A 25,554-nucleotide genomic window follows, 5' to 3' on the forward strand; every position below is an offset into this window, starting at 1 on the left:
CCGCCCGGCACGGACCTGTGGGTGTCACGAGAAAGCGAGAAGTCATGGCGGACGAAGAGCGGCTGCGCGAATACCTGACGCGGGTCGTCGCCGAGCTGCAGCAGACCCGCCAACGGCTGCGCGAGGTCACCGCCGAGGAGTCCGAGCCGGTGGCGATCGTCGCGATGAGCTGCCGCTACCCGGGCGGCATCGCCTCGCCGGAGGACCTGTGGTCGTTCGTCTCCACCGGCGGGGACGCCATCGGCGGCTTCCCCACCGACCGGGGCTGGGACCTGGACCGCCTCCAACACCCCGACCCCGACCGGCCCGGCACCTCGACCACCAGCTCCGGCGGGTTCCTGCACGACGCGGGGAAGTTCGACGCCGCCCTGTTCGGCGTCTCCCCCCGCGAGGCCGTCGCCATGGACCCCCAGCAGCGGCTGCTGCTGGAGGTCACCTGGGAGCTGTTCGAACGGGCCGGCATCGCCCCGCTGTCCCTGCGCGGCAGCCGCTCCGGCGTGTTCGTCGGCACCTCCGGCCAGGACTACGCCGCCGTGCTGCACCGCGCCCCCGGCGTCGAGGGGTACGTGCTCACCGGCACCGCCGCCAGCGTCGTCTCCGGGCGGCTGGCGTACACGTTCGGCCTCGAGGGCCCCACGATCACCGTGGACACCGCCTGCTCGTCGGCGTCCGTCGCCATCCACCTCGCCTGCCAGGCGCTGCGCCAGCGCGAGTGCGGCCTCGCCCTGGCCGGCGGCGCGACCGTGCTGGCCACCCCCGGCCCGTTCGTCGAGTTCTCCCGGCAGCGCGGGCTGGCCGCCGACGGTCGGTGCAAGTCGTTCGCCGGGGCCGCCGACGGCACCGGCTGGTCCGAGGGCGTCGGCATGCTGCTGCTGGAACGCCTCAGCGACGCCCGCCGCAACGGCCACCCCGTCCTCGCGGTGATCCGGGGCTCCGCCGTCAACCAGGACGGCGCGTCCAACGGGCTCACCGCCCCCAACGGGCCCTCCCAGCAGCGGGTGATCGGCCAGGCCCTGGCCGGCGCGCGACTGTCCACGGCCGACGTGGACGTGGTCGAGGCGCACGGCACCGGCACCGTCCTCGGCGACCCGATCGAGGCGCAGGCGCTGCTGGCCACGTACGGGCAGGAGCGGGGTGACGCCGCGCCCCTGCTGCTCGGCTCGATCAAGTCGAACATCGGCCACACCCAGGCCGCCGCCGGCATCGCCGGGGTGATCAAGATGGTGCTGGCCATGCGGCACGGGACCGTGCCCGCCACCCTGCACGTCGACGAGCCCACCCCGCACGTCGACTGGTCCGCCGGCGCGGTCACCCTGGTCACCGAGGCGACCCGGTGGCCGGCCGTGGACCGGCCCCGCCGGGCGGCCGTGTCCTCGTTCGGGATGTCCGGCACCAACACCCACCTCATCCTCGAACAGCCCGAGGAGCCCGCCGCCACCGACGAGCGGCCCGAACCGCCCGGCCCCGCGCCGGTGCTGCTCACCGGCCGTACCCGCACCGGGCTGCGCCGCCAGGCCGAGCGCTGGGCCGCCCACCTCGCCGCCGACGCCGGCCCGCGCCCCGCCGACGTCGCCTGGACCTCGGCGGTGTCCCGGTCCCCCCTGGAGCACCGCGCGGTCGTCCTCGCCGACGACTCCGCCGGCCTGCTCACCGCCCTGACCGCCCTCGCCGACGACCGGCCCGCCCCCGGCCTGGTCACCGGCGCCGCCGCCGACCGTGGCGCCGTCGCGTTCCTGTACTCCGGCCAGGGCGCCCAGCGCGCCGGCATGGGCCGCGAGCTGGCCGAGGCGTACCCCGTCTTCGCGGCGGCGCTCGACGAGGCCTGCGCCCACCTCGACCCGCACCTGCCCCGGCCGCTGAAGCCCGTCCTGAACGCTCCGCCCGGCACCGACGACGCGGCGCTGCTCGACCAGACCGTGTTCACCCAGGCCGGGCTCTTCGCCGTCGAGGTGGCGCTGCACCGGCTGCTCGGCTCCTGGGGGCTGGCCCCCGACCTGGTCGCCGGGCACTCGATCGGTGAGATCACCGCCGCCCACGTGGCCGGCGTGCTCACCCTCGCCGACGCCGCCGCCCTGGTCGCGGCCCGGGGCCGGCTCATGCAGGCCCTCCCGGCCGGCGGGGCGATGCTCGCCGTCGCCGCCGCCGAGGCCGACGTCGCCGCCTCCCTGGAGGGGCTGACCGACCGGGTCGCCGTCGCCGCCGTCAACGGGCCCGCCTCCGTCGTCGTCTCCGGCGCCGGCCCGGCCGTCGACGGGCTGGCCGAACTCTGGACCGGGCGGGGGGTGAAGGTCCGCCGGCTGCGGGTCAGCCACGCCTTCCACAGCCCCCTGATGGAGCCGATGCTCGCCGAGTTCGCCGCCGTCGCCGCGCGCCTCGACCTGCGCGCCCCCACCCTGCCGATCGTGTCCAACCTGACCGGCGAGCTGGCCGACCCGGCTCAGCTGCGCACCCCCGGGTACTGGGTGCGGCACGTCCGCGAGGCCGTCCGGTTCGCCGACGGCGTCCGCGCCCTGCGGGCCCACGGCGTCGGCACGTTCGTCGAGATCGGCCCCGACGCCGTCCTCACCGCCGCCGTCGAGGAGACGCTCGCCGCCGTCGAGGCGGCCCCCGACGCCGTACCCGCCGTGGTCGTGCCGGTGCTGCGCCGGGACCGCCCACAACGCCGCGCCCTGCTCGGCGCGCTCGCCCGGCTGCACGTCGCCGGCACGCCCGTGGCCTGGGCGGACCTGCTCGCCGACCGGCCCGGTCGCCTCGTCGGCCTACCCACCTACCCGTTCGAGCAGCAGCACTACTGGGTGCCGGCCGAGGAACCGGCCGACCCGGCCGCCACCGCGACCGGGCTGCTCGACCGGCGCTTCTGGGACGCCGTCGAACGGGCCGACCTGGACGCCCTGCGCGACACCCTGGCCGTCAACGACGACGAGGCCGCCGCCGAGTCCCTGCGCACCCTACTGCCCGTCCTCGCCGACTGGCGGCGGCAGCGGCAGGAACACTCGCTGCTCGACGGCTGGCGCTACCGGGCCGACTGGCAGGTCACCGCCGAACCGGCCGCCGGCCGGCTCACCGGCTCCTGGCTGCTCGCCCTGCCCGCCGGCGCGGACGACGACCCGGCCGTCCGGACCGTCCGGGCCGCGCTCGCCGCCGCCGGAGCCGAACCGCTGCCGCTGACCGTCGCCCCCGACGCCGACCGGGCCGCCCTCGCCGCCGCCCTCGCCGGCGCCGACGTCGCCGGGGTGGTCTCCCTGCTCACCTGGGAACCGCCGACCGCCGCCCGGGCCGCCCTGCCCGGCCTGCCCGCCACCCTCACCCTCGTCCAGGCGCTCGGCGACGCCGGTATCGACGCCCCGCTGTGGCTGGTCACCCGGGGGGCCGTCGCCGCCGCCTCGTACGACCGGCTCGCCGACCCCACGCAGGCCGCGATCTGGGGCCTCGGCCGGGTCGTCGGCGTCGAGGCCCCGCACCGCTGGGGCGGCCTGGTCGACCTGCCGACCCAACCCGACGACCGCGCCGCCGGCCGGCTCGCCGCGATCCTCACCGGCGCGGGCGGCGAAGACCAGCTCGCCGTACGCGGCCCCGGCGTCTTCGCCCGCCGCCTGGTCCGCGCCGCCGTCGGCGACCGCCCCCCGGTACGCCGGTTCACGCCCACCGGCACCGCGCTGATCACCGGCGGCACCGGCGGGCTCGGCGCCCGCGCCGCCCGCTGGCTCGCCGCCGCCGGCGCCGGACACGTGGTGCTGGCCAGCCGGCGCGGACCCGCCGCCCCCGGCGCCGCCGAGCTGGAGGCCGAGCTGACCGCCCTCGGCACCCGGGTCACCGTGGCCGCCTGCGACATCGCCGACCGCGCCGCCCTCGCCGGCCTGCTCGACCGGATCGAGGCCGACGGCCCGCCCGTCCGCGTCGTCGTGCACACCGCCGGCATCGCCCAGGCCACCCCGCTGGCCGCCATCACCCCGGCCGAACTGGCCGAGGTGACCGCAGGCAAGACCGCCGGGGCCACCCACCTGCACGACCTGCTCGCCGACCGGGAGCTCGACGCCTTCCTCGTCTACTCGTCCATCGCCGCGACCTGGGGCAGCGCCGGGCAGGCCGGCTACGCGGCCGGCAACGCGTACCTCGACGCGCTCGTGCAGCAGCGGCGCGCCGACGGCCGGGCCGGCACCGCCGTCGCCTGGGGCCCGTGGGCCGACGGCGGCATGCACGACGCCGACTCCGACCAGGGGCTGCGCCGCCGTGGCCTGCCCGCGATGGACCCCGCCGTGGCGATGGGCGCCCTGCAACAGGCCCTCGACCACGACGACGTCGCCGTCACCGTCGCCGACGTCGACTGGTCCCGCTTCGCCCCCGCGTACGCGTCGGCGCGGCGACGGCCGCTGCTCGACGGCGTACCGGAGGCGCGGGCCGCCCTCGACGGCGGCGCGCCCGTCGACGACGGCGACGAGGGCCCTGCGGCGACCCTGCGCCGCCGGCTGACCGGGCTGACCGCCGCCCGGCGCGAGGAGACCGTCACCGACCTGGTCCGGGAACTGGCCGCCGACGTTCTCGGCCACGACGGCGGGGCCGCCGCCGTCCCGGCCGGCACGGCGTTCCGGGACCTCGGCTTCGACTCGCTGACCGCTGTGGAACTGCGCAACCGGCTGGTGGCCGCCACCGGGCAGGCGCTGCCCACCACCCTCGTCTTCGACCATCCCACCCCGGTCGTGCTGGCCCGCCACCTGCTCACCGGCCTGTTCGGCGTCGCCGACGCGCCGGCCCCGACCGCCGCCGCCACCACCGTGGACGACGACGAGCCGATCGCCATCGTCGCCATGTCCTGCCGCTACCCGGGCGGGGCCGACGATCCGGACCGGTTGTGGCGGCTCGTCGCCGACGGCGTCGACGCCATCGGCGACTTCCCCACCAACCGCGGCTGGGACCTCGACCGCCTCTACGACCCCGACCCGGCGCACCCCGGCACCACGTACTCCGACCAGGGCGGCTTCCTGTACGACGCGGCGGACTTCGATGCGGCCTTCTTCGGCATCTCGCCCCGGGAAGCCTCCGCGATGGATCCGCAGCAGCGGTTGTTGTTGGAGGCGTCGTGGGAGGTGGTGGAGCGGGCAGGGGTTGATCCGGGGGGGTTGCGGGGTTCGCGAACAGGGGTGTTCGTGGGGACGAATGGTCAGGACTATGGGGCCCTGTTGATGGTTTCTGCGGATGAGGTGGAGGGGTTCGCGGGGACGGGGAATGCGGCGAGTGTGGTGTCGGGTCGGGTGGCGTATGCGTTGGGGTTGGAGGGGCCGGCGGTGTCGGTGGACACGGCGTGTTCGTCGTCCCTCGTGGCGTTGCACCTGGCGGTGCAGGCCCTGCGGCGCGGCGAGTGCGACCTCGCCCTGGCCGGCGGCGTCACCGTGATGACCACCCCCGGCACGTTCGCCGAGTTCTCCCGCCAGCGGGCCCTCGCCGCCGACGGCCGCTGCAAGCCGTTCGCGGAGGCGGCCGACGGCACCGGCTGGGGTGAGGGCGTCGGCGTGCTGCTGGTGGAGCGGCTGTCCGACGCCCGCCGCAACGGGCATCACGTGCTGGCGATCGTGCGCGGCAGCGCGGTCAACTCCGACGGCGCGTCCAACGGCCTCACCGCGCCGAACGGCCCGTCGCAGCAGCGGGTGGTCCGGCAGGCCCTCGCGTCGGCGGGGCTGTCCACGGCGGACGTGGACGTGGTGGAGGCGCACGGCACCGGTACGACGCTGGGCGACCCGATCGAGGCGCAGGCGCTGCTGGCCACTTACGGCCAGGAGCGGGGCGACGCCGCGCCGCTGCTGCTCGGGTCCATCAAGTCGAACATCGGCCACACCCAGGCCGCTGCCGGCGTCGCCGGAATCATCAAGATGGTGCAGGCGATGCGCCACGGGACCGTACCCGCGACGCTGCACGTCGACGCGCCGTCGTCGCACATCGACTGGACGGCCGGGGCGGTCGCCCTCGTCACCGAGACCACGCCATGGCCGGAGACGGGCCGGGCGCGGCGGGCGGCGGTGTCGTCGTTCGGCATGTCCGGCACCAACGCGCACATCATCATCGAGCAGGCCGACGAGCCCGCCGACCCGGACGTCGTCGCCGTGGCCCCGGGCCTGGTCGGCGCGGACGTGACGGTGTGGCCGGTGTCGGCCCGGTCCGGGGCGGCCCTCGCCGGTCAGGCCGCACGCCTCGCCGCACACCTCCGGGGACGCGGTGAACTCGACGCCGCCGCCGTGGCGTGGTCCCTCGCCACGACCCGGTCCACGTTCGACCGTCGGTCGTCGGTCGTCGGGTCGACCGTCGAGGAGCTGCTGGCGGGCCTGGACGCACTCGCGGGCGGCCTGCCGGCCGCCGGCGTGGTGACGGGTGTGGCCGCGTCGCACGGCGCGGGTCCGGTGTTCGTGTTCCCGGGTCAGGGTGCGCAGTCGGCGCGGATGGCGGCGGGTCTGGTCGGTCGGACGCCGGTGTTCGACGCGCGGTTGGCGGAGTGCCAGCGTGCGTTGGCCCCGTTCCTCGATGTGGATCTCGTCGCGGTGTTGACGGGTGGGGACGAGTCGTGGTTGGACCGGGTCGAGGTGGTGCAGCCGGTGCTGTGGGCCGTCGGCATCGCCCTGGCGGCCGTCTGGCAGCGCGCGGGTGTGGTCCCGGCGGCGGTGATCGGGCATTCGCAGGGTGAGATCGGCGCTGCCTGCGTGGCCGGGATTCTGTCCCTGGACGATGCGGCGAAGACGGTGGCGTTGCGTTCGCGTGCTCTGGCGGTGTTGCGGGGTACGGGGGCGATGGCGTCGGTGGACCTGTCCGCGCAGGCGGTCGCCGAGCGGCTGCCGGCCTTCCCGGGTGTGGGCGTCGCGGCGGTGAACGGCCCGGCCACGGTGGTGGTGTCCGGCCCGCCGCAGCCGGTGGCGGACCTTGTGCAGGCGTGTACCGATGACGGCATCCGGGCCCGGTTGATTCCGGTGGACTATGCGTCGCATTCGGTGTCGGTGCAGGAGGTCGCCGAGCGGTTGCGCGCCGACCTGGCCGGCGTGACTCCGCGGGCCGGCGATGTCCGGTTGGTGTCGACGTTGACCGGGGACTGGGTGGACCCGGTTTCCATGGGCGCGGACTACTGGTACGACAACCTGCGGCAGACCGTGCAGTTCGACGCCGCGATCCGGGTGGCGATCGCCGCCGGTCACCGCGCCTTCGTGGAGATCAGCCCGCACCCCGTGCTGACGATGCCGGTGACGGCGATCCTCGACGACACCGGTACCACCGGGCACACCCTGGGCAGCCTGCGTCGGGGCGACGACGACGCGACCCGGTTGCTGACGAACCTGGCGACCGCGCACGCCATCGGCCTGCCCGTCGACCTCACGAAGGTCCTCGCCGCCACGGCGACCGTCGACCTGCCCACCTACGCCTTCGACCGGGACCGGTACTGGCTGGACCCGCCCGCCCACCGGGTTCGGGACGTCGGCTCCGCCGGCCTCCAGGACGCCGGCCACCCGCTGCTCAGCGCGGCGATCCCCGTCGCCGAGGACCAGACGGTGGTGCTCACCGGCCGGCTGTCGGTGCGTACCCACCCGTGGCTGGCCGACCACGCCGTCGGCGGGGCGGTGATCGTCCCCGGCACCGGCGTCGTCGACATGGTGGTCCGGGCCGGCGACGAGGTCGACGCCGGACACGTGGGCGACCTGACGCTGATCAGCCCACTCGTGCTCCCGCCCGGCGGCGCCGTGCAGGTGCAGGTGCGCGTCGGCGCGCCGAGCGACGCCGGCGAGCGGGTCGTCACCGTGCACTCCCGGCCCGAGGACGACGGCTCCGGCGAGTGGACCCGGCACGCCGAGGGCCTGCTGCTCCCGCAGCTTCCCGCCCCGGTGGTCGTCGCGGGGCAGTGGCCTCCGGCCGACGCGGTCGAGGTCGACGCCGACCTCGACGCCTGGTACGCGCGGATGGCCGAGGGGGGTCTCGGCTACGGCCCCGCCTTCCGGGGCCTGCGCCGGGTGTGGCGCGGCGCCGACGAGGTCTACGCCGAGGTGGCGCTGCCCGACTCCGCCGCTGCCGAGGCGTCCCGGTTCGGGCTGCACCCGGCCCTGTTCGACGCGGCCCTACAGGCCAGCGGGCTCACCGCCCTACTGGGCGAGGACGCCGCCGCCGGCACCGGCTGGATGCCGTTCGCCTTCCGGGCCGTCGGCCTGCACGCCCACGGCGCGACCCGGCTGCGGGTGCGGATGCGGTCGCTGGGCCCGGACACCGTCGCGGTCACCCTCGCCGACACCGCCGGCCAGCCGGTCGCCACCGTCGAGTCGCTGACCTTCCGCCCGGTCGCCGCCGGCCGCGCCGACGAGGCCGCCGCGCTGCGCCGCAACGCGCTGTTCCACCTGGACTGGATGCCGCTGCCGCCCGCCGACGCGACGGCGGGGACGACCCGCTGGGCGCTGCTCGGCGACGACACCCCCGGCCTCGGCGGCGCGCTGACCGCCGCCGGGCATCCCGTCGACGGCCACCCCGACCTGGCGGCGCTGGTCGCCGCGATCGAGCGCTCCGGGGACGTACCCGACGTGGTGGTCGACCTGGGGGCCGACGCGGACCCGGCGCGGGCGGCCGAGGCCGCGCACGACGCCGCCCGGGGCGCCCTCGCGCTGGTGCAGGCGTGGCTCGGCGAGCCCCGGCTGGAGCAGTCCCGGCTGGTCCTGCACACCGCCGGCGCGGTCGGCGCGGCCCCCGGCGAGGCCCCCCGCGACCTGGCCGGCGCCGCCGTGTGGGGGCTGGTCCGGTCGGCCCAGTCCGAGCACCCGGGTCGGTTCACGCTGCTCGACACCGACGGCGCCGCCGCCTCCCTCGTGGCCGTCCCGGCGGCCGTCGCCTCCGGCGTGCCGCAGCTCGCCGTCCGCGACGGCGCGCCGCTGGCGCCCCGGCTGGTCCGGGCCCGCGACGCCGGGGCGCTGCCGCTGCCCGCCGACGGCACGCCGTGGCGGCTCGACGTCACCGAGAAGGGCACGCTGGAAAACCTGGCCCTGCTGCCCGCCCCGGCGCAGGGTGACCTGCCGGCCGGCCACGTCCTCGTCGCGATGCGCGCCTCCGGCCTGAACTTCCGCGACGTGGTGCTGGCCCTCGGCATGGTCCCCGACCAGGAGGTGCTGGGCAACGAGGGGGCCGGCGTGGTGCTCGACGTCGGGCCGGGGGTCACCGACCTCACCCCGGGCGACCGGGTGATGGGCATCTTCTCCGGGTCGTTCTCCTCCGTCGCGGCCACCGACCGCCGCCTGCTCACCCGCATCCCCGACGACTGGTCGTACGCCGAGGCCGCCGCCGTGCCCGTGGTGTTCCTGACCGCCTGGTACGGCCTGGTCGAGCTGGCCCGGCTGGCGGCGGGGGAGTCCGTGTTGGTGCACGCCGCGGCCGGCGGCGTCGGGATGGCCGCCGTGCAGATCGCCCGCCACCTCGGCGCGGAGGTCTACGGCACGGCCAGCCCCGGCAAGTGGCCGGCGCTGCGCGCCACCGGCCTCGACGACGCGCACCTCGCCTCCTCCCGCACCCTCGACTTCGCCGAGGAGTTCCGCGACCGCACCGGTGGGCGGGGCGTCGACGTGGTGCTCAACGCGCTCAGCGGCGAGTTCGTCGACGCGTCCCTGCGGCTGCTCGGCCCCGGCGGCCGGTTCGTCGAGATGGGCAAGACCGACAAGCGGGACCCGCAGCGGGTCGCCGAGGCCCACCCCGGCGTCGACTACCAGGTCTTCGACCTCATCGAGGCCGGGCCGGACGCCATCGGCCGGATGCTCGGCGAGCTGATGGCGCTCTTCGGCACCGGCGCGCTGCGCCCGCTGCCCCGGCGCACCTGGGACGTGCGGCGGGCCCCGGAGGCGTTCCGCTTCCTGAGCCAGGCCCGGCAGGTCGGCAAGCTCGCCCTGAGCATCCCGCAGCCGCCCCGGCTCGACGGCACGGTCCTGGTCTCCGGTGCCACCGGCACCCTCGGCGCGCTGCTCTGCCGGCACCTGGTCACCGCGCACGACGCCCGGCAGCTCCTCCTGGTCAGCCGGCGCGGCCCCGACGCCGAGGGTGCCGACGAGCTGCTGGCCGACCTCAAGGCGCTCGGCGCGGACGTGTCGATCGTCGCCGCCGACCTGGCCGACCCGGACGCCGTCGCCGACGTGCTGTCCATGGTGGACGCCCGGCAGCCGCTGCGGGCCGTCGTGCACGCCGCCGGGGTTCTCGACGACGCCACCGTCGAGTCGCTCACCCCCGACCGGCTCGACGCGGTGCTGCGGCCGAAGGTCGACGCGGCCTGGAACCTGCACCGGGCCACCCTCGGCCACGAACTGACCGCGTTCGTGCTGTTCTCCGCCGCCGCAGGCGTGTTCGGCGGCCCGGGGCAGGGCAACTACGCCGCCGGCAACGCGTTCCTCGACGCCCTCGCCGAGCACCGCCGGGCCCTCGGCCTGCCGGCCGTGGCCCTCGCCTGGGGCCGGTGGGCGCAGGCCAGCGGCATGACCGGGCACCTCGACGCCGCCGACATCCGCCGGCTCGACCGGGGCGGCATGGCCGCCCTGTCCAACGACGAGGCCCTCGCCCTGTTCGACGCCGGCTGGCGGTCCGAACGCCCCGTCCTCATGCCGGCGAAGATCAGCACCGGGGTGGCGGCGCCGGGCGCGCCCGTCCACCCGCTGCTGGCCGGCCTGGTCCGCGCCGCCGGCCGCCGGGCCGCCGCCGGTGAGGCCGCCGACGGGCAGGCGTTCGCCGCGACCCTGGCCGGCCTCTCCGACGACAAGCGGGTACGCGCCCTGCGCGACCTGGTGCTGTCACACGTGGCCGTGGTCCTCGGCCACGGCGACCCGGCCGGCATCGAGCCGACCCGCGCGTTCCGGGAACTCGGCTTCGACTCGCTCACCGCGGTCGAGCTGCGCAACCGGCTCGGCGCGGCCACCGGGCTGCGACTGCCCGCGACGCTGGTCTTCGACAACCCGACGCCGGCGGCGCTCGCCGCGCACCTCGCCGGGCAGTTCGCCCCGGCCGGCGCGGCGGACACCTCGGCGGTGGCCGGGCGGGAACTCGACCGCCTCGAGGCGGCGCTCGCCGGCCTCGACCCGGCCGACGACGAGTTCCGCCGGATCACCGACCGGCTGCACGGCCTGCTGGACCGGCTGGCCGAGCGGCAGTCGGAGGCGGACGGCGACGACGACCTGGAGTCGGCCACCGCCGAGAACATCTTCGACCTGATCGACCGCGAGCTGGAGACGTCGTGACCAGCCGCAACGACCACGGCATGCCGAGTGAGGTGGGTCCACGGTGAGCAACGAGGACGAGAAGTACGTCGAGTACCTGAAGCGTACGACCTCGGAGCTGCGGCGCACCCGGCGGCGGCTGCGCGAGCTGGAGGACCGGGCGCAGGAGCCCATCGCCATCGTGGCGATGAGCTGCCGCTACCCCGGCGGTGTCTCCTCACCGGAGCAGCTCTGGGACCTCGTCCGCGACGGCGGGGACGGCATCGGCCCGTTCCCCGCCGACCGGGGCTGGGACCTCGACCGGCTGTTCCACCCCGACCCCGACCACCCGGGCACCAGCTACGTGTCCGAGGGCGGCTTCGTCTACGACGCCGCCGACTTCGACGCCGACGTGTTCGGCATCTCGCCCCGCGAGGCCGTCGCCATGGACCCGCAGCAGCGGCTGCTGCTGGAGACGTCCTGGGAGGCGTTCGAGCGGGCCGGGCTGCCGCTGCCGGCGGTGCGGGGCAGCCGCACCGGCGTGTTCGTCGGGGCCGCGTCGCACGGCTACGACGGGATGATGGCCCAGGCCCAGGCCGAGAACGGCGAGGGGCACCTGCTCACCGGCAACGCCACCAGTGTCATCTCCGGCCGGGTCGCGTACACCCTCGGCCTGGAAGGGCCGGCGGTCACCGTCGACACCGCCTGCTCGTCGTCGCTGGTCGCCGTGCACCTCGCCGCGCAGGCGCTGCGCAACGGCGACTGCGAGCTGGCCCTCGCCGGCGGCGTGACGGTCATGCCCACCCCGGCGGTCTTCGTCGGCTTCTCCCGGCAGCGTGGCCTCGCCGCCGACGGCCGGTGCAAGGCGTTCGCCGCCGGCGCGGACGGCACCTCCTGGTCCGAGGGCATCGGCATGCTGCTGCTCGCCCGCCTCTCCGACGCCCAACGCCACGGGTACCCGGTCCTCGCCGTGGTCCGGGGCAGCGCCGTCAACCAGGACGGCGCGTCCAACGGGCTGAGCGCCCCGCACGGCCCCTCCCAGGTGCGCGTCATCCGGCAGGCCCTGGCCAACGCCCGGCTCACCCCCGAGCAGGTCGACGTCGTCGAGGCGCATGGCACCGGCACCCGGCTCGGCGACCCGATCGAGGCGCAGGCGCTGCTGGCCACGTACGGGCAGGACCGGGGCGACGCCGCGCCGCTGCTGCTCGGCTCGGTCAAGTCGAACATCGGCCACACCCAGGCCGCCGCCGGCGTCGCCGGGCTGATCAAGATGGTGCTGGCCATCCGGCACGGGATCGTCCCGCCGACCCTGCACGTCGACCAGCCGTCCCCGCACATCGACTGGACCGCCGGGGCCGTCAGCCTCGCCACCGAGGCGACCCCGTGGCCGGCCGTGGACCGGCCCCGCCGGGCGGCCGTGTCGTCGTTCGGGGTGTCCGGCACCAACGCGCACACCATCGTCGAGCAGGCCCCCGCCCCGGAGGCGGGCGAGGACGCCCCGGCCCCGACGGCCGGCCGTCCGGTCGTACCGGTGCTGCTGTCGGCCCGGTCGGAGGCCGCGCTCGCCGCGCAGGCCGGCCGCTGGGCGGTGTGGCTCGACGCCGACGCCGACCTTCGTCCCCTCGACGTCGCCCACTCGTCGGTCGCCTCCCGGTCCCCCCTGGACACCCGCGCCGTCGTCGCCGCCACCGGCCGGGACGACCTGCTCGCCGGGCTGCGGGCCCTCGCCGCCGGCTCGCCGGCCGGCACCGTGCTCACCGGTACGGGCTCGACCCGCGGCCAGCTCGCGGTCCTCTTCTCCGGCCAGGGCGCGCAGCGCGCCGGCATGGGCCGGGAGCTGTACGAGACCTTCCCCGTGTTCGCCGCCGCCCTGGACGAGGCGTGCGGGCACCTGGACCGGGCCCTGCCGCGCCCCCTGCGGGAGGCGCTGTTCGCCGCCGACGGCACCCCCGAGGCTGCCCTGCTGGACCAGACCGTGTTCACCCAGGCCGGCCTGTTCGCCGTCGAGCTGGCCCTGTTCCGGCTCGTGGAGTCGTTCGGGATCGCGCCGGACTTCGTCGGCGGCCACTCGATCGGCGAGATCACGGCCGCCCACGTGGCCGGGGTGCTCTCCCTCGAACACGCCTGCGCGCTGGTCGCCGCCCGGGGCCGGCTGATGCAGGCCCTGCCGGCCGGCGGCGGGATGCTCGCCGTCGCCGCGCCGGAGGCCGACGTCCTGCCGACGCTGGACGGGCTGACCGACCGGGTCGGGATCGCCGCCGTCAACGGGCCGGCCTCGGTCGTGGTGTCCGGCGACGTCGACGCCCTCGACGAGGTCGAGCGGACCTGGCGGGACCGGGGTGCCCGCACCCGCCGGCTCGCCGTCAGCCACGCCTTCCACAGCCCGCTCATGGAGCCGATGCTGGCCCGGTTCCGGGCGGTGCTCGACAAGCTGACGTTCGCCGCCCCGCTGCTGCCGGTGGTGTCGAACCTGACCGGCGCGCTCGCCGACCCCGACGAGATCCGCACGGCCGACCACTGGGTGCGGCACGTCCGGGAGGCCGTCCGGTACGCCGACGGGGTGACCGCGCTACGCGCCGCCGGCGTGGACACGTTCCTGGAGGTCGGGCCGCGCAGCGTGCTCACCGCGATGACCGCCGACGCGCTGTCCGGCGACACCGGCGTCCTCGCCGTCGCCGCCCAGCGCGCCGACCGGCCCGAGGCCGCCGGCCTGCTCGCCGCCCTCGGCGAGCTGCACGTCCACGGCGTCCCCGTCACCTGGCAGCCGTGGTTCGCCGACACCGGCGCGACCCGGGTCGACCTGCCCACGTACGCGTTCCAGCACCAGCGCTACTGGCCCGAGTTCGCCCCCGCCGCCGGCCAGGCGGGGCCGGCCGACGGCACCGAGGGCGACTTCTGGGCGGCCGTGGAACGCGGCGACCTGCCCGCCGTGGCGTCCCACCTCGCCGTGCAGGACGACCCGTCCGCCGTCGAGGCCCTGGCCCCGGCCGTGCCGGTCCTGTCGTCCTGGCGCAAGGCCCGCCTCCGCGACGCCGCCCTGAACGCCTGGTCGTACCGCACCGACTGGCACCCCGTCCGCCCCACCCGGGCCCCGGCCCTGACAACCCGCTGGCTGATCATCACCGCCACCCCCGCCGATCTTGCAGTTGCGGCCCCCGATACGGACGTTACGCGGCCTTCGTCGGGGCCCGAAGTGCAAGATCGCGTGGAGGGGGCGGGGGTCGCAGGCGTGCTTGGGGGCGCGGGGGCGCGCGTTGACCGGCTCGTGGTGCCCGTTGGGGTTGGTCGTGGAGAGTTGGGCGAGGCGCTGCGGCAGTACGGCGAGTCGGGGTGGGCCGGGGTGGTGTGCGTGCTGCCCGAGGGGGACACGGGCCTGCCGGACGCCCCCGCCGTGCCGGCCGGCACCGCGCTGCTGCTCGCCCTCGTCCAGGCCCTCGCCGACACCGGCCTGCCCGGCCGGCTCTGGTGCGTCACCCGGGGCGCGGTGTCCGTCGGCGGAGGCGAGCAGGTCACCGACCCGGCGTCGGCCGCGGCCTGGGGGCTCGGCCGGGTCGTCGCCCTGGAGCAGCCCGATCGCTGGGGCGGCCTGATCGACCTACCCGCCCGCCCGACCCGGCCTGCCGACGGCACCCGGCCCGGTGGGGTCGACCCGAGCGGCGGGACCGCCGACCGCCTCGACCGGGCCACCGGGGACGCGCTGCTCGCCGTCCTCGCCGACGCCGGCCACGACCAGGTGGCGATCCGCCCGCAGGGCACCTTCGGCCGCCGGCTCGTGCCCGCCGTCCCGCCCGCCGGGCCGGGCTGGCGGCCGTCGGGCACGGTGCTGGTCACCGGCGGCACCGGCGCGCTGGGCCGGCACACCGCCCGGTGGCTGCTCGCCAACGGGGCGGCCGAGGTGGTCCTCGCCTCCCGGCGCGGCCCCGACGCCCCCGGCGCCGCCGAGCTGACCGGGGAGCTGGCCGAGCTGGGCGCCGCCCGGATCGTCGCCTGCGACGTCACCGATGCCGACGCCGTCACCGCGCTGGTCGGCGGCCTGCCGGACCTCACCGCCGTCGTGCACACCGCCGGGGTCGTCGACGACGGCGTCCTCGACGGCCTCGACCCGGCCCGGATGCAGACCGTCCTCGACGGCAAGGTCCGCGCCGCCCGGGTGCTGCACGAGGCCACCGCCGGCCGGGACCTCGACGCGTTCGTGCTCTTCTCCTCCCTCGCCGGGGTCGTCGGCAGCGCCGGCCAGGGCAACTACGCGGCGGCCAACGCCTACCTCGACGCGTTCGCGGCCTGGCGACGCGGCCAGGGGCTGCCCGCCACCGCGCTCGCCTGGGGCGCCTGGGCCTCCGACGGGATGGCCGCGGCCACCGCCGCGCTGACCGCCCGGCTCACCCGGGGCGGCGTCAACCCGCTGCCCGCCGCCGAGGCGGTCACCGCACTCGGCCGCCTCGTCAACGCCGCCGAGCCGGCCCTCACCGTCGCCGACGTCGACTGGGGACGCCTCGCCGCCGCCTGGGGCCGGGCCACCCCGCTGATCGCCGCCCTGCCCGGGGTGCCCGCCGCGCCCGCCGGCCCCGTCCGCGCCGTGGTCGTCGGCCGGTCCCTGCCGCAGCTCACCGAGCTGGTCCGCACCCAGGCCGCCGTGGTGCTCGGCTACCCGGCCGGCCAGCCCCTGCCCGACCGCACCTTCCGCGACCTCGGCTTCGACTCGCTCACCGCCGTGGAGCTGCGCAACCGGCTCACCGCCGAGACGGGCACGGCCCTGCCCGCCACCCTCGTCTTCGACCACCCGACCGTCGCCGAGCTGGCCGCCCACCTGCACGACCGCACCGCCGGCCACACGCCCGGCGAGGTGGTCGCCGACGGCACCGACCTGCACCGCGAGCCGATCGCCATCGTCGCGATGAGCTGCCGCTTCCCCGGCGGGGTGTCCTCGCCCGAGCAGCTGTGGGACCTGGTCTCCGGCGGCACCGACGCGATGACCCTGATGCCCGGCGAGCGCGGCTGGAACGTCGCCGAGCTGTACCACCCCGACCCCGAACACCTCGGCACCAGCTACGTCCGCGAGGGCGGCTTCGTCGCCGGGGCCGGCGAGTTCGACCCCGCCTTCTTCGGCATCAGCCCCCGCGAGGCCCTGGCCATGGACCCGCAGCAGCGGCTGCTGCTGGAGACCACCTGGGAGGCGTTCGAGCGGGCCCGGATCGACCCGACCGCGCTGCGCGGCAGCCGCACCGGCGTGTACGTCGGCACCAACGGCCAGGACTACGGCTCGCTGCTGATGGCCGCCGGGGGCGTCGACGAGAACTACCTCGCCACCGGCACCTCCGCCAGCGTCATCTCCGGCCGTTTGGCGTACTCCTTCGGGCTGCACGGCCCCGCCGTCACCGTCGACACCGCCTGCTCGTCGTCGCTGGTCGCCATGCACCTCGCCGCGCAGGCCCTCCAGGCGGGGGAGTGCGACCTGGCCCTGGCCGGCGGCGCCACCGTGATGGCCACCCCCGGCATCTTCGTCGGCTTCTCCCGGCAGCGCGGGCTGGCCGCCGACGGCCGGTGCAAGCCGTTCGCCGGGGCCGCCGATGGCACCGGCTGGGGCGAGGGCGTCGGCCTGCTGGTCCTGCAGCGGCTCTCCGACGCCCGCCGCGACGGCAACCCGGTCCTCGCCATCGTGCGGGGCAGCGCCGTCAACCAGGACGGCGCGTCCAACGGGCTCACCGCCCCCAACGGCCCCGCCCAGCAGCGGGTCATCCGGCAGGCCCTGGCCAACGCCCGGCTCACCGCCGACCAGGTCGACGCCGTCGAGGCGCACGGCACCGGCACCACCCTCGGTGACCCGATCGAGGCGCAGGCGCTCATCGCCACGTACGGCCACGACCGCCCCGCCGACCGGCCGCTCTGGCTCGGCTCGATCAAGTCGAACATCGGCCACACCCAGGCCGCCGCCGGCGTCGCCGGGGTGATCAAGATGGTGCTCGCCATGCGGCACGGGGTGCTGCCCCCCACCCTGCACGTCGACGAGCCCACCCCGCACGTCGACTGGTCCGCCGGCAGCGTCGAGCTGCTCACCGCCGCCCGTCCCTGGGAGCCGGCCGACGGCGTCCGCCGCGCCGGGATCTCCTCGTTCGGCATCAGCGGCACCAACGTGCACACCATCCTCGAACAGGCCCCCGCCGAGGAGCCCGCCCCGACCGCCGACGGGCCGACCGGGGAGCTGCCCTGGGTGCTGTCCGGGCGCACCCCCGCCGCCCTCGCCGCCCGCGCCCGCGACCTGACCGCCCACCTCGGCACTGTCGACGACGCCGCGCTCGCCGACGTCGGCTGGTCGCTGGTGGACACCCGGGCCGCCCAGGACCACCGGGCCGTCGTCTTCGCCGCCGACCGGGACGGCCTGACCACCGCGCTGGGCGCGCTCGCCGACGGGCGGACCGCCCCGGAGACCGTCACCCGGGGAGCCGGCACGCCGGGCGAGGTCGCCTTCGTCTTCCCCGGCCAGGGCTCCCAGTGGGTCGGCATGGCCGCCGAGCTGCTCGACACCGCCGGAGTCTTCGCCGAGAAGTTCGCCGCCTGCGCCGAGGCACTGCGTCCGTACGTCGACTGGTCGCCGACCGACGTGGTGCGCGGCGCGCCCGACGCCCCCTCCCTGGACCGGGTCGACGTCGTCCAGCCCACCCTGTTCGCGGTCGGCGTCTCCCTCGCCGCGCTCTGGGAGTCGTACGGGGTCCGCCCGACCGCCGTGGTCGGGCACTCGCAGGGCGAGATCGCCGCCGCGCACGTCGCCGGCGCCCTCACCCTCGACGACGCGGCGGCCGTGGTCGCCCTGCGCAGCCGGATCATCGCCGGCATCGCCGGGGACGGCGGGATGGTCTCCGTCGCCACCACCGCCGACGAGGCCACCGGCGCCATCGCCCGCTGGGACGGCCGGATCGCCCTCGCCGCCGTCAACGGGCCCACCTCCGTCGTCGTCTCCGGCGACAGCGCCGCCCTCGACGAGCTGGTCGCCCACTACGAGGCCCGCGAGGTGCGGGTCCGCCGGATCCCCGTCGACTACGCCTCGCACTCCGCCCACGTCGAGCCGCTGCGCGACCAGCTCCGGGAACTGCTCGCCGGGCTGACCCCGCGCACCAGCGAGATCCGGTTCCGGTCCACCGTCACCGGCGACTGGCTCGACACCGCCGGCCTCGACGCCGACTACTGGTACCGCAACCTGCGGCAGACCGTCCGCTTCGACGACGCCGTGCGCAGCCTCGTCGCCGCCGGCTACCAGACCTTCATCGAGGTGAGCGCCCACCCGGTGCTCACCATGGCCGTGCAGGAGAGCGTCGAGCTGGCCGCCGCCGACCCGGGCGCGGTCACCGTCACCGGCACGCTGCGCCGCAACGAGGGCGGCCTCGGCCGGTTCCTCCGCGCCGCGGCCGAGGTCTACACCGGGGGTACGACCGTCGACTGGCGGCCCGCGTTCGCCGGGCTCGCCGCGCACCGCCGCGACCTGCCCACGTACCCCTTCCAGCGGCAGCTCTACTGGCCGCAGCCGGCCCCGGCGTCCGCCCCGGCCGCCGGCCCGGTCGAGGTCGACGAGGTCGACGCCCGGTTCTGGGCCGCGGTCGAGGCCGAGGACCTGAGCGCCCTCACCGCCGAACTCGCCGCCGACGCGACCGAGGCCGTGCCCGAGGCGGCCGTCGCCGACGTGCTGCCCGCCCTCGCCGCCTGGCGTCGCCGGCACCGCGACCAGGCCATGGTGGACTCCTGGCGGTACCGCGACGCCTGGCTGCCCGTCGCCGCCGACGGGCCCGGCGAGCCCACCGCCACCGGCACCTGGTGGCTGGTCACCGGGCCCGACGACGCCGACGCGGCGCAGGCCGCGTTCTGCCGGGACGCCCTCGACCGGCGCGGCGGGACCGTCGTACCCCTGACCCTGGACGCCGAGCGGACGGACCGCGCCACCCTCGCCGAACGGCTGCGCGACCTCGCAGCGGCGGGACCGGTCGCCGGGATCGTGTCGCTGCTCGCGCTCGACGAGACGCCCGCCCCGGCGCACCCGTCCGCGCCGGTCGGCTTCGCCGGCACGGTCACCCTGACCCAGGCCCTCGGCGACGCCGGCATCCGCGCCCCGCTGTGGACGCTCACCTGCGGAGCCGTCTCCACCGACCCCGCCGACCCGCTGCCGCACCCCGTGCAGCAGCTCGCCTGGGGCTTCGGCCGGGTTGCCGCCCTGGAACACCCCGACCGCTGGGGCGGCCTCGTCGACCTCCCCGACGAGCTGGACGACGCCGCCGGTCGGCGGCTGGTCCGCGTCCTCACCGGCGGCGACGGCGAGGACCAGGTGGCCCTGCGCCGGGTCGGCGCGTTCGGCCGACGGCTGCTGCGCGCCCCGCTCGGCGACGCCCCCGCCACCCGGACCTGGCGGCCCTCCGGCACCGCCCTGGTCACCGGCGGCACCGGCGCCCTCGGCGGGCACATGGCCCGCTGGCTCGCCGCCAACGGCGCGTCCCACCTGGTGCTGCTCAGCCGGCGCGGCCGGCAGGCCGAGGGGATCGCCGAGCTGGAGGCCGAGCTGGTCGGCCTGGGCGCCCGGGTCACCGTGGCCGCCTGCGACGCCGCCGACCGCGACGCGCTCGCCGCCGTCATCGCCGACGTGCCCGCCGAGCACCCACTGACCACCGTCGTGCACACCGCCGCCGTCCTCGACGACTCCGTGATCAACTCGCTCACCCTGGAACAGGTCGACTACGCGCTGAGCGCCAAGGTCAACGCCGCGCTCAACCTGCACGAGCTGACCCGCGACCTCGACCTCGACGCGTTCATCCTGTTCTCCTCGATGGCCGGGACCGTCGGCAGCTCCGGCGTCGGCAACTACGCCCCCGGCAATGCGTTCCTCAACGCCCTCGCCGAGCACCGGCGCGGCCTCGGCCTTCCCGCCACCTCCATCGGCTGGGGCGCGTGGGGCGGCGGCGGCATGGCCGAGGGCGACTTCGGTCGGATGCTGCACCGCCACGGCGCGCCCGAGATGCATCCCCGGCTAGCCGTCGCCGCGCTGCACCAGGCAGTCGAGCACGACGAGACCTTCCTGACCATCTCCAACATCGCGTGGGACCGGTTCTACGTCGCGTTCACCGCCACCCGGCCCGGGCCGCTGATCGCCGAGATCCCCGAGGCGCAGCAGCTCCAGGCCACCAAGGGCCTCGTCGAGGCGAAGGAGGCGGAGGAGACCGGCCCGGCCGGGGCGTTCACCCGGCTGAGCGCCGCCGAGCGCCAGCAGGCGCTGCTCGACCTGGTCCGCGACCAGGCCGCCACCGTCCTCAAGTACGACGGCGGCCAGGCCGTCGACCCGCACCACGCGTTCCGGGACCTCGGCTTCGACTCGGTGACCGCCGTGGAGCTGCGCAACCGGCTCGCCACCGCCACCGGGCTGCGCCTGCCGGTGACCCTGGTCTTCGACTACCCCACCGCCACCGCGCTCGCCCGGCACCTGCACGAGGAACTGGGTGGTGGGGCCGAGGCTCCGGCGGAGACCGCCACCGTGACGCTCAGCGACGACGAGCCGGTGGCGATCGTCGCCATGTCCTGCCGGTTCCCCGGCGGCGCCACCGACCCGGAGCGGTTCTGGCAGATGCTGCACGCCGGCCGGGACGCCGTCTCCGACCTGCCCGGCGACCGGGGCTGGGACGTCGAGCGCCTGTACGACCCCGACCCCTATTCCACCGGCACCTCCTACGTCCGCAGCGGCGCCTTCCTGTACGAGGTGGCGGACTTCGATGCGGCCTTCTTCGGCATCTCGCCTCGTGAGGCGTTGGCGATGGATCCGCAGCAGCGGTTGTTGTTGGAGGCGTCGTGGGAGGTGGTGGAGCGGGCAGGGGTTGATCCGGGGGGGTTGCGGGGTTCGCGAACAGGGGTGTTCGTGGGGACGAATGGTCAGGACTATGGGGCCCTGTTGATGGTTTCTGCGGATGAGGTGGAGGGGTTCGCGGGGACGGGGAATGCGGCGAGTGTGGTGTCGGGTCGGGTGGCGTATGCGTTGGGGTTGGAGGGGCCGGCGGTGTCGGTGGACACGGCGTGTTCGTCGTCCCTCGTGGCGTTGCACCTGGCGGTGCAGGCCCTGCGGCGCGGCGAGTGTGACCTGGCGTTCGCGGGTGGTGTGACGGTGATGGCCACGCCGGGGTTGTTCGTGGAGTTCTCGCGGCAGCGGGGGCTGGCCGCCGATGGGCGGTGCAAGGCGTTCGCGGCGGGCGCGGACGGCACGGGCTGGGGTGAGGGCGTCGGTGTGCTGCTGGTGGAGCGGCTGTCCGACGCGCGGCGGAACGGGCACCGGGTCCTGGCGATCGTGCGGGGGAGCGCGGTCAACCAGGACGGTGCCAGCAATGGGCTGACGGCGCCGAACGGTCCCTCGCAGCAGCGGGTGATTCGGCAGGCCCTCGCGTCGGCGGGGCTGTCCACGGCGGACGTGGACGTGGTGGAGGCGCACGGCACCGGCACGACGCTGGGCGACCCGATCGAGGCGCAGGCGCTGCTGGCCACCTACGGACAGGGCCGGGACGAGCCGCTGCTGCTGGGCTCGGTGAAGTCGAACATCGGCCACACCCAGGCGGCGGCCGGGGTGGCCGGCGTGATCAAGATGGTGCTGGCCATGCAGGAGGGTGTCGTCCCGGCGACCCTGCACGTCGACGAGCCCTCCCCGCACATCGACTGGACGTCGGGCGCGGTGGAGTTGGCGACCGAGGCCACGCCGTGGCCCGAGACGGGCCGGACGCGGCGGGCGGCGGTGTCGTCGTTCGGCATCTCCGGCACCAACGCGCACGTGATCATCGAGCTGCCCGATGACGAGCCGGTCGGGCCGGTCGCCGTTCCCACGAGTGCTCCGGGGCTGGTCGCCTCGGGCGTGACAGTGTGGCCGGTGTCGGCCCGGTCCAGGGCCGCCCTCGCCGGCCAGGCCGCCCGCCTGGCCCGGTACGTCCGGGAGCACGACGGCGTCGAGCCGGCCGGAGTGGCGTGGTCCCTGGCCACGACCCGGTCGACGTTCGACCACCGGGCGACGGTCGTCGGTTCGAGCGTCGAGGAGTTGCTGTCCGGCCTGGACGCCCTGGGCGCGGGTACGCCTGCGGGGACGGCCGTCACGGGTGTGGCCGCGTCGCACGGCGCGGGTCCGGTGTTCGTGTTCCCGGGTCAGGGTGCGCAGTCGGCGCGGATGGCGGCGGGTCTGGTCGGCCAAACGCCGGTGTTCGACGCGCGGTTGGCGGAGTGCCAGCGCGCCCTGGCCCCGTACCTCGATGTGGATCTCGTCTCGGTCCTGACCGGTGGGGACGAGTCGTGGTTGGACCGGGTCGAGGTGGTGCAGCCGGTGCTGTGGGCCGTCGGCGTCGCCCTGGCGGCGGTGTGGCGGCAAGTGGGCGTCACCCCGCAGGCGGTGATCGGTCACTCGCAGGGTGAGATCGGTGCGGCGTGTGTGGCGGGGATCCTGTCCCTGGACGACGCGGCAAGGACGGTTGCTCTGCGTTCGCGTGCTCTGGCGGTGTTGCGGGGTACGGGGGCGATGGCGTCGGTGGACCTGTCCGCGCAGGCGGTCGCCGAGCGGCTGCCGGGCTTCCCGGGGGTCGGGGTGGCGGCGGTCAACGGGCCCGGGACGGTGGTCGTCTCCGGTCCGCCGCAGCCGGTGGCGGACCTTGTGCAGGCGTGTACCGATGACGGCATCCGGGCCCGGTTGATTCCGGTGGACTACGCGTCGCATTCGGCGTCGGTGCAGGACGTCGCGGAGCAGTTGCGCGCGGACTTGGCCGATGTGAACCCGCAGGCTGGTGACGTCCGGTTGGTGTCGACGTTGACCGGGGACTGGGTCGATCCGACCTCCATGGGCGCGCAGTACTGGTACGACAACCTGCGGCGGACGGTGCAGTTCGACGCCGCCGTGCGGGTGGCGATCGCGGCGGGGCACTCCACGTTCGTGGAGATCAGTCCGCATCCGGTGTTGACGATGCCGGTGACGGCGATCCTGGACGACGCCGGCACGGCTGGGCACACCCTGGGCAGCCTGCGTCGGGGTGACGACGACGCGACCCGGTTGCTGACGAACCTGGCGACCGCGCATGCCATCGGCCTGTCCGTCGACCTGACGAACGTGCTCGCGGAGACCGACGTGGTGCCGCTGCCCACCTACGCCTTCGACCGGGACCGGTTCTGGCCGACCGCCATCGCCGGGCAGCCCGGTCAGGACGACGCGCCCAACGGCGTCGACTCCGCGTTCTGGGCCGCCGTCGAGCGGGAGGATCTCCCCGCGCTCGCGGAACTCACCGCGCAGAGCGCCGCCGAATCCCTCGAACGGCTGGGCGCGGCCCTGCCGGTGCTCGCCTCCTGGCGGCGGCAGCAGCGGGAACGCTCCACCCTCGACGACTGGCGCTACCGCAGCGTCTGGCAGCCGTACACCGGGACGCCCGTCAGTTTCGTTCCCGGCGCCTGGTGGGTCGTCGCCGACGAGCGGCACGCTGCCGACGGCGAGACGGCGGTCGCCGAGCTGACCCGCCGGGGCGCCGACGCCCGGCTGGTGCTGCTGCCCGAGCGGCTGGCCGACCGGGCCGCCGTCGCCGAGCACCTGACCGCCGCCACCCGCACCACCGACGGGGACACCGCCCCGGCGCACGGTGTCCTGTCGCTGCTCGCCCTCGCCGACGGCGCGGTCGACGACACCCAGCCGGTGCCGCCGTTCCTCGCCCGCTCGCTGGCCCTGATCCAGGCCCTCGGCGACCTCGACGTGTCCGCGCCGCTGTGGTGCGTCACCCGGGGCGCCGCCGGCGCCACCCGGGGCGGGACCGTCGACCGGCCGGAGCAGTCGCTGCTCTGGGGCCTCGGCCGGGCCGTCGCCCTGGAACACCCCGAGCGCTGGGGCGGCCTGGTCGACGTGCCGGCCACCCTCGACGACCACGGCTGGGACCTGCTCTGCGCCGCCCTCGCCGGCCTCGACGGCGAGGACCAGCTCGCGCTCGACGGGGCCACCGTCCTCGTCCGCCGGCTGGTCCGGGCCCCCGCCGGAGCCCCCGCCGCCGACGCGCCCGACCACCCGGGCACCACGCTGGTCACCGGCGGCACCGGCGCGCTCGGCGCGGAGGTGGCCCGCTGGCTGGCCGCCCGGGGCGCCGAGCACCTGCTGCTGGTCAGCCGCCGGGGCGCGGACGCGCCGGGCGCCGCCGAGCTGGCCCGGGAGCTGACCGACGCGGGCACCCGGGTCACCGTCGCGGCCTGCGACGTGGCCGACCGGGCGGCACTGGCGAAGCTGCTCGACGACGTGCCCGCCGACGCGCCGCTGACCGGCGTCGTGCACGCGGCGGGCGTCCTCGACGACGGGGTCCTGGACGGCCTCACCGCCGACCGGATCGCCACCGTGCTGCGGCCCAAGGTGCTCGGCGCGCTGCACCTGCACGAGCTGACCGTCGGCCGGGACCTGCGCACGTTCGTGCTGTTCTCCGCGATGGCGGGCCAGCTCGGCGCCGCCGGCCAGGGCAGCTACGCCGCCGCGAACGCGTACCTCGACGCCCTCGCCGAGCAGCGGCACCGGCAGGGGCTGCCGGCCACCTCGATCGCCTGGGGCCCCTGGGCGGCCGGCGGGATGGCCGCCGCCGACCCGGCCGTGGAGGAACGTCGCCGCCGCACGGGCGTGGCCCGCCTCGACACCGCGCCCGCCCTCGCCGCGCTGGAGCGGTGCGTGGCGCGGCGCGAACCGGCCACGCTGGTCGCCGCCATCGACTGGGCCCGGTACGTGCCGGGGTTCGTCGCCGTCCGGCCCAGCCCACTGCTCAGGGGCGTCGCCGAGGCGCAGCGGGCCGTCACCGAGCGGGCCGACGACTCCGGGGCGTCCCCCGAGTCGCTGGCCGCCCTGCTCGCCGGGCAGACCGACGCCGAGCGGCGCAAGACCCTGCTGGAACTGGTACGCGGCCAGGCCGCCGCCGTGCTCGGGCACGCCTCGATGGACGCCGTCGAGCCGGACCGGGCCTTCCGGGAGCTCGGCTTCGACTCGCTGACCGCGGTGGAGCTGCGCAACCGGTTGTCCGCGACGACCGGCGTCCGGCTGCCCGCCACGGTGGTCTTCGACTACCCGACCGCCGCCGGGCTCGCCGAGTACGTCCGGGCGGCGATCGTCGACGGCGGGGTGGTCGGTGTCGCGCCGGTCTTCGGCGAACTGGACAGGTTGGAAGCGGCGCTCACCGGCTCGGCGCCGGACCGTAGCGCCCGGATTCGGATCACCGAGCGGCTGCGGGCGCTGCTCGCCTCCCTCAACGAGGACGACGCTCCGGCGGGCGGCGGCGGGGACACCGTCACCGAGAAGCTCCAGGACGCCACGCCGGACGAGGTCTTCGACTTCATCGACCGGGAGCTGGGGGTGTCCTGACGTGATTGCTGCTGCGTCGAC

2 protein-coding genes are annotated in these 25,554 nt (G+C 76.4%); both read left to right on the forward strand.

Annotation, left to right across the window (positions count from 1 at the left end):
• Positions 1-44 precede the first annotated feature (44 nt).
• A complete protein-coding gene (locus ACH4T9_RS28065; protein WP_396674135.1) occupies positions 45-11,219 on the forward strand; it encodes a type I polyketide synthase in 11,175 nt (3,724 codons plus the stop codon).
• Positions 11,220-11,262: 43 nt separating this feature from the next.
• Entirely contained in the window at positions 11,263-25,533 is a 14,271-nt protein-coding gene (locus ACH4T9_RS28070) for a type I polyketide synthase (protein WP_396674134.1), read from the forward strand.
• Positions 25,534-25,554: the final 21 nt, after the last annotated feature.

It is taken from the genome of Micromonospora sp. NPDC020750 (assembly GCF_044334565.1).
Classification (GTDB): domain Bacteria; phylum Actinomycetota; class Actinomycetes; order Mycobacteriales; family Micromonosporaceae; genus Micromonospora.

What these genes read in the sequence shown, in the direction of transcription:
- ACH4T9_RS28065 (WP_396674135.1), top strand. Translation starts at nt 45, where the DNA reads ATGGCGGACGAAGAGCGGCTGCGCGAATACCTGACGCGGGTCGTCGCC.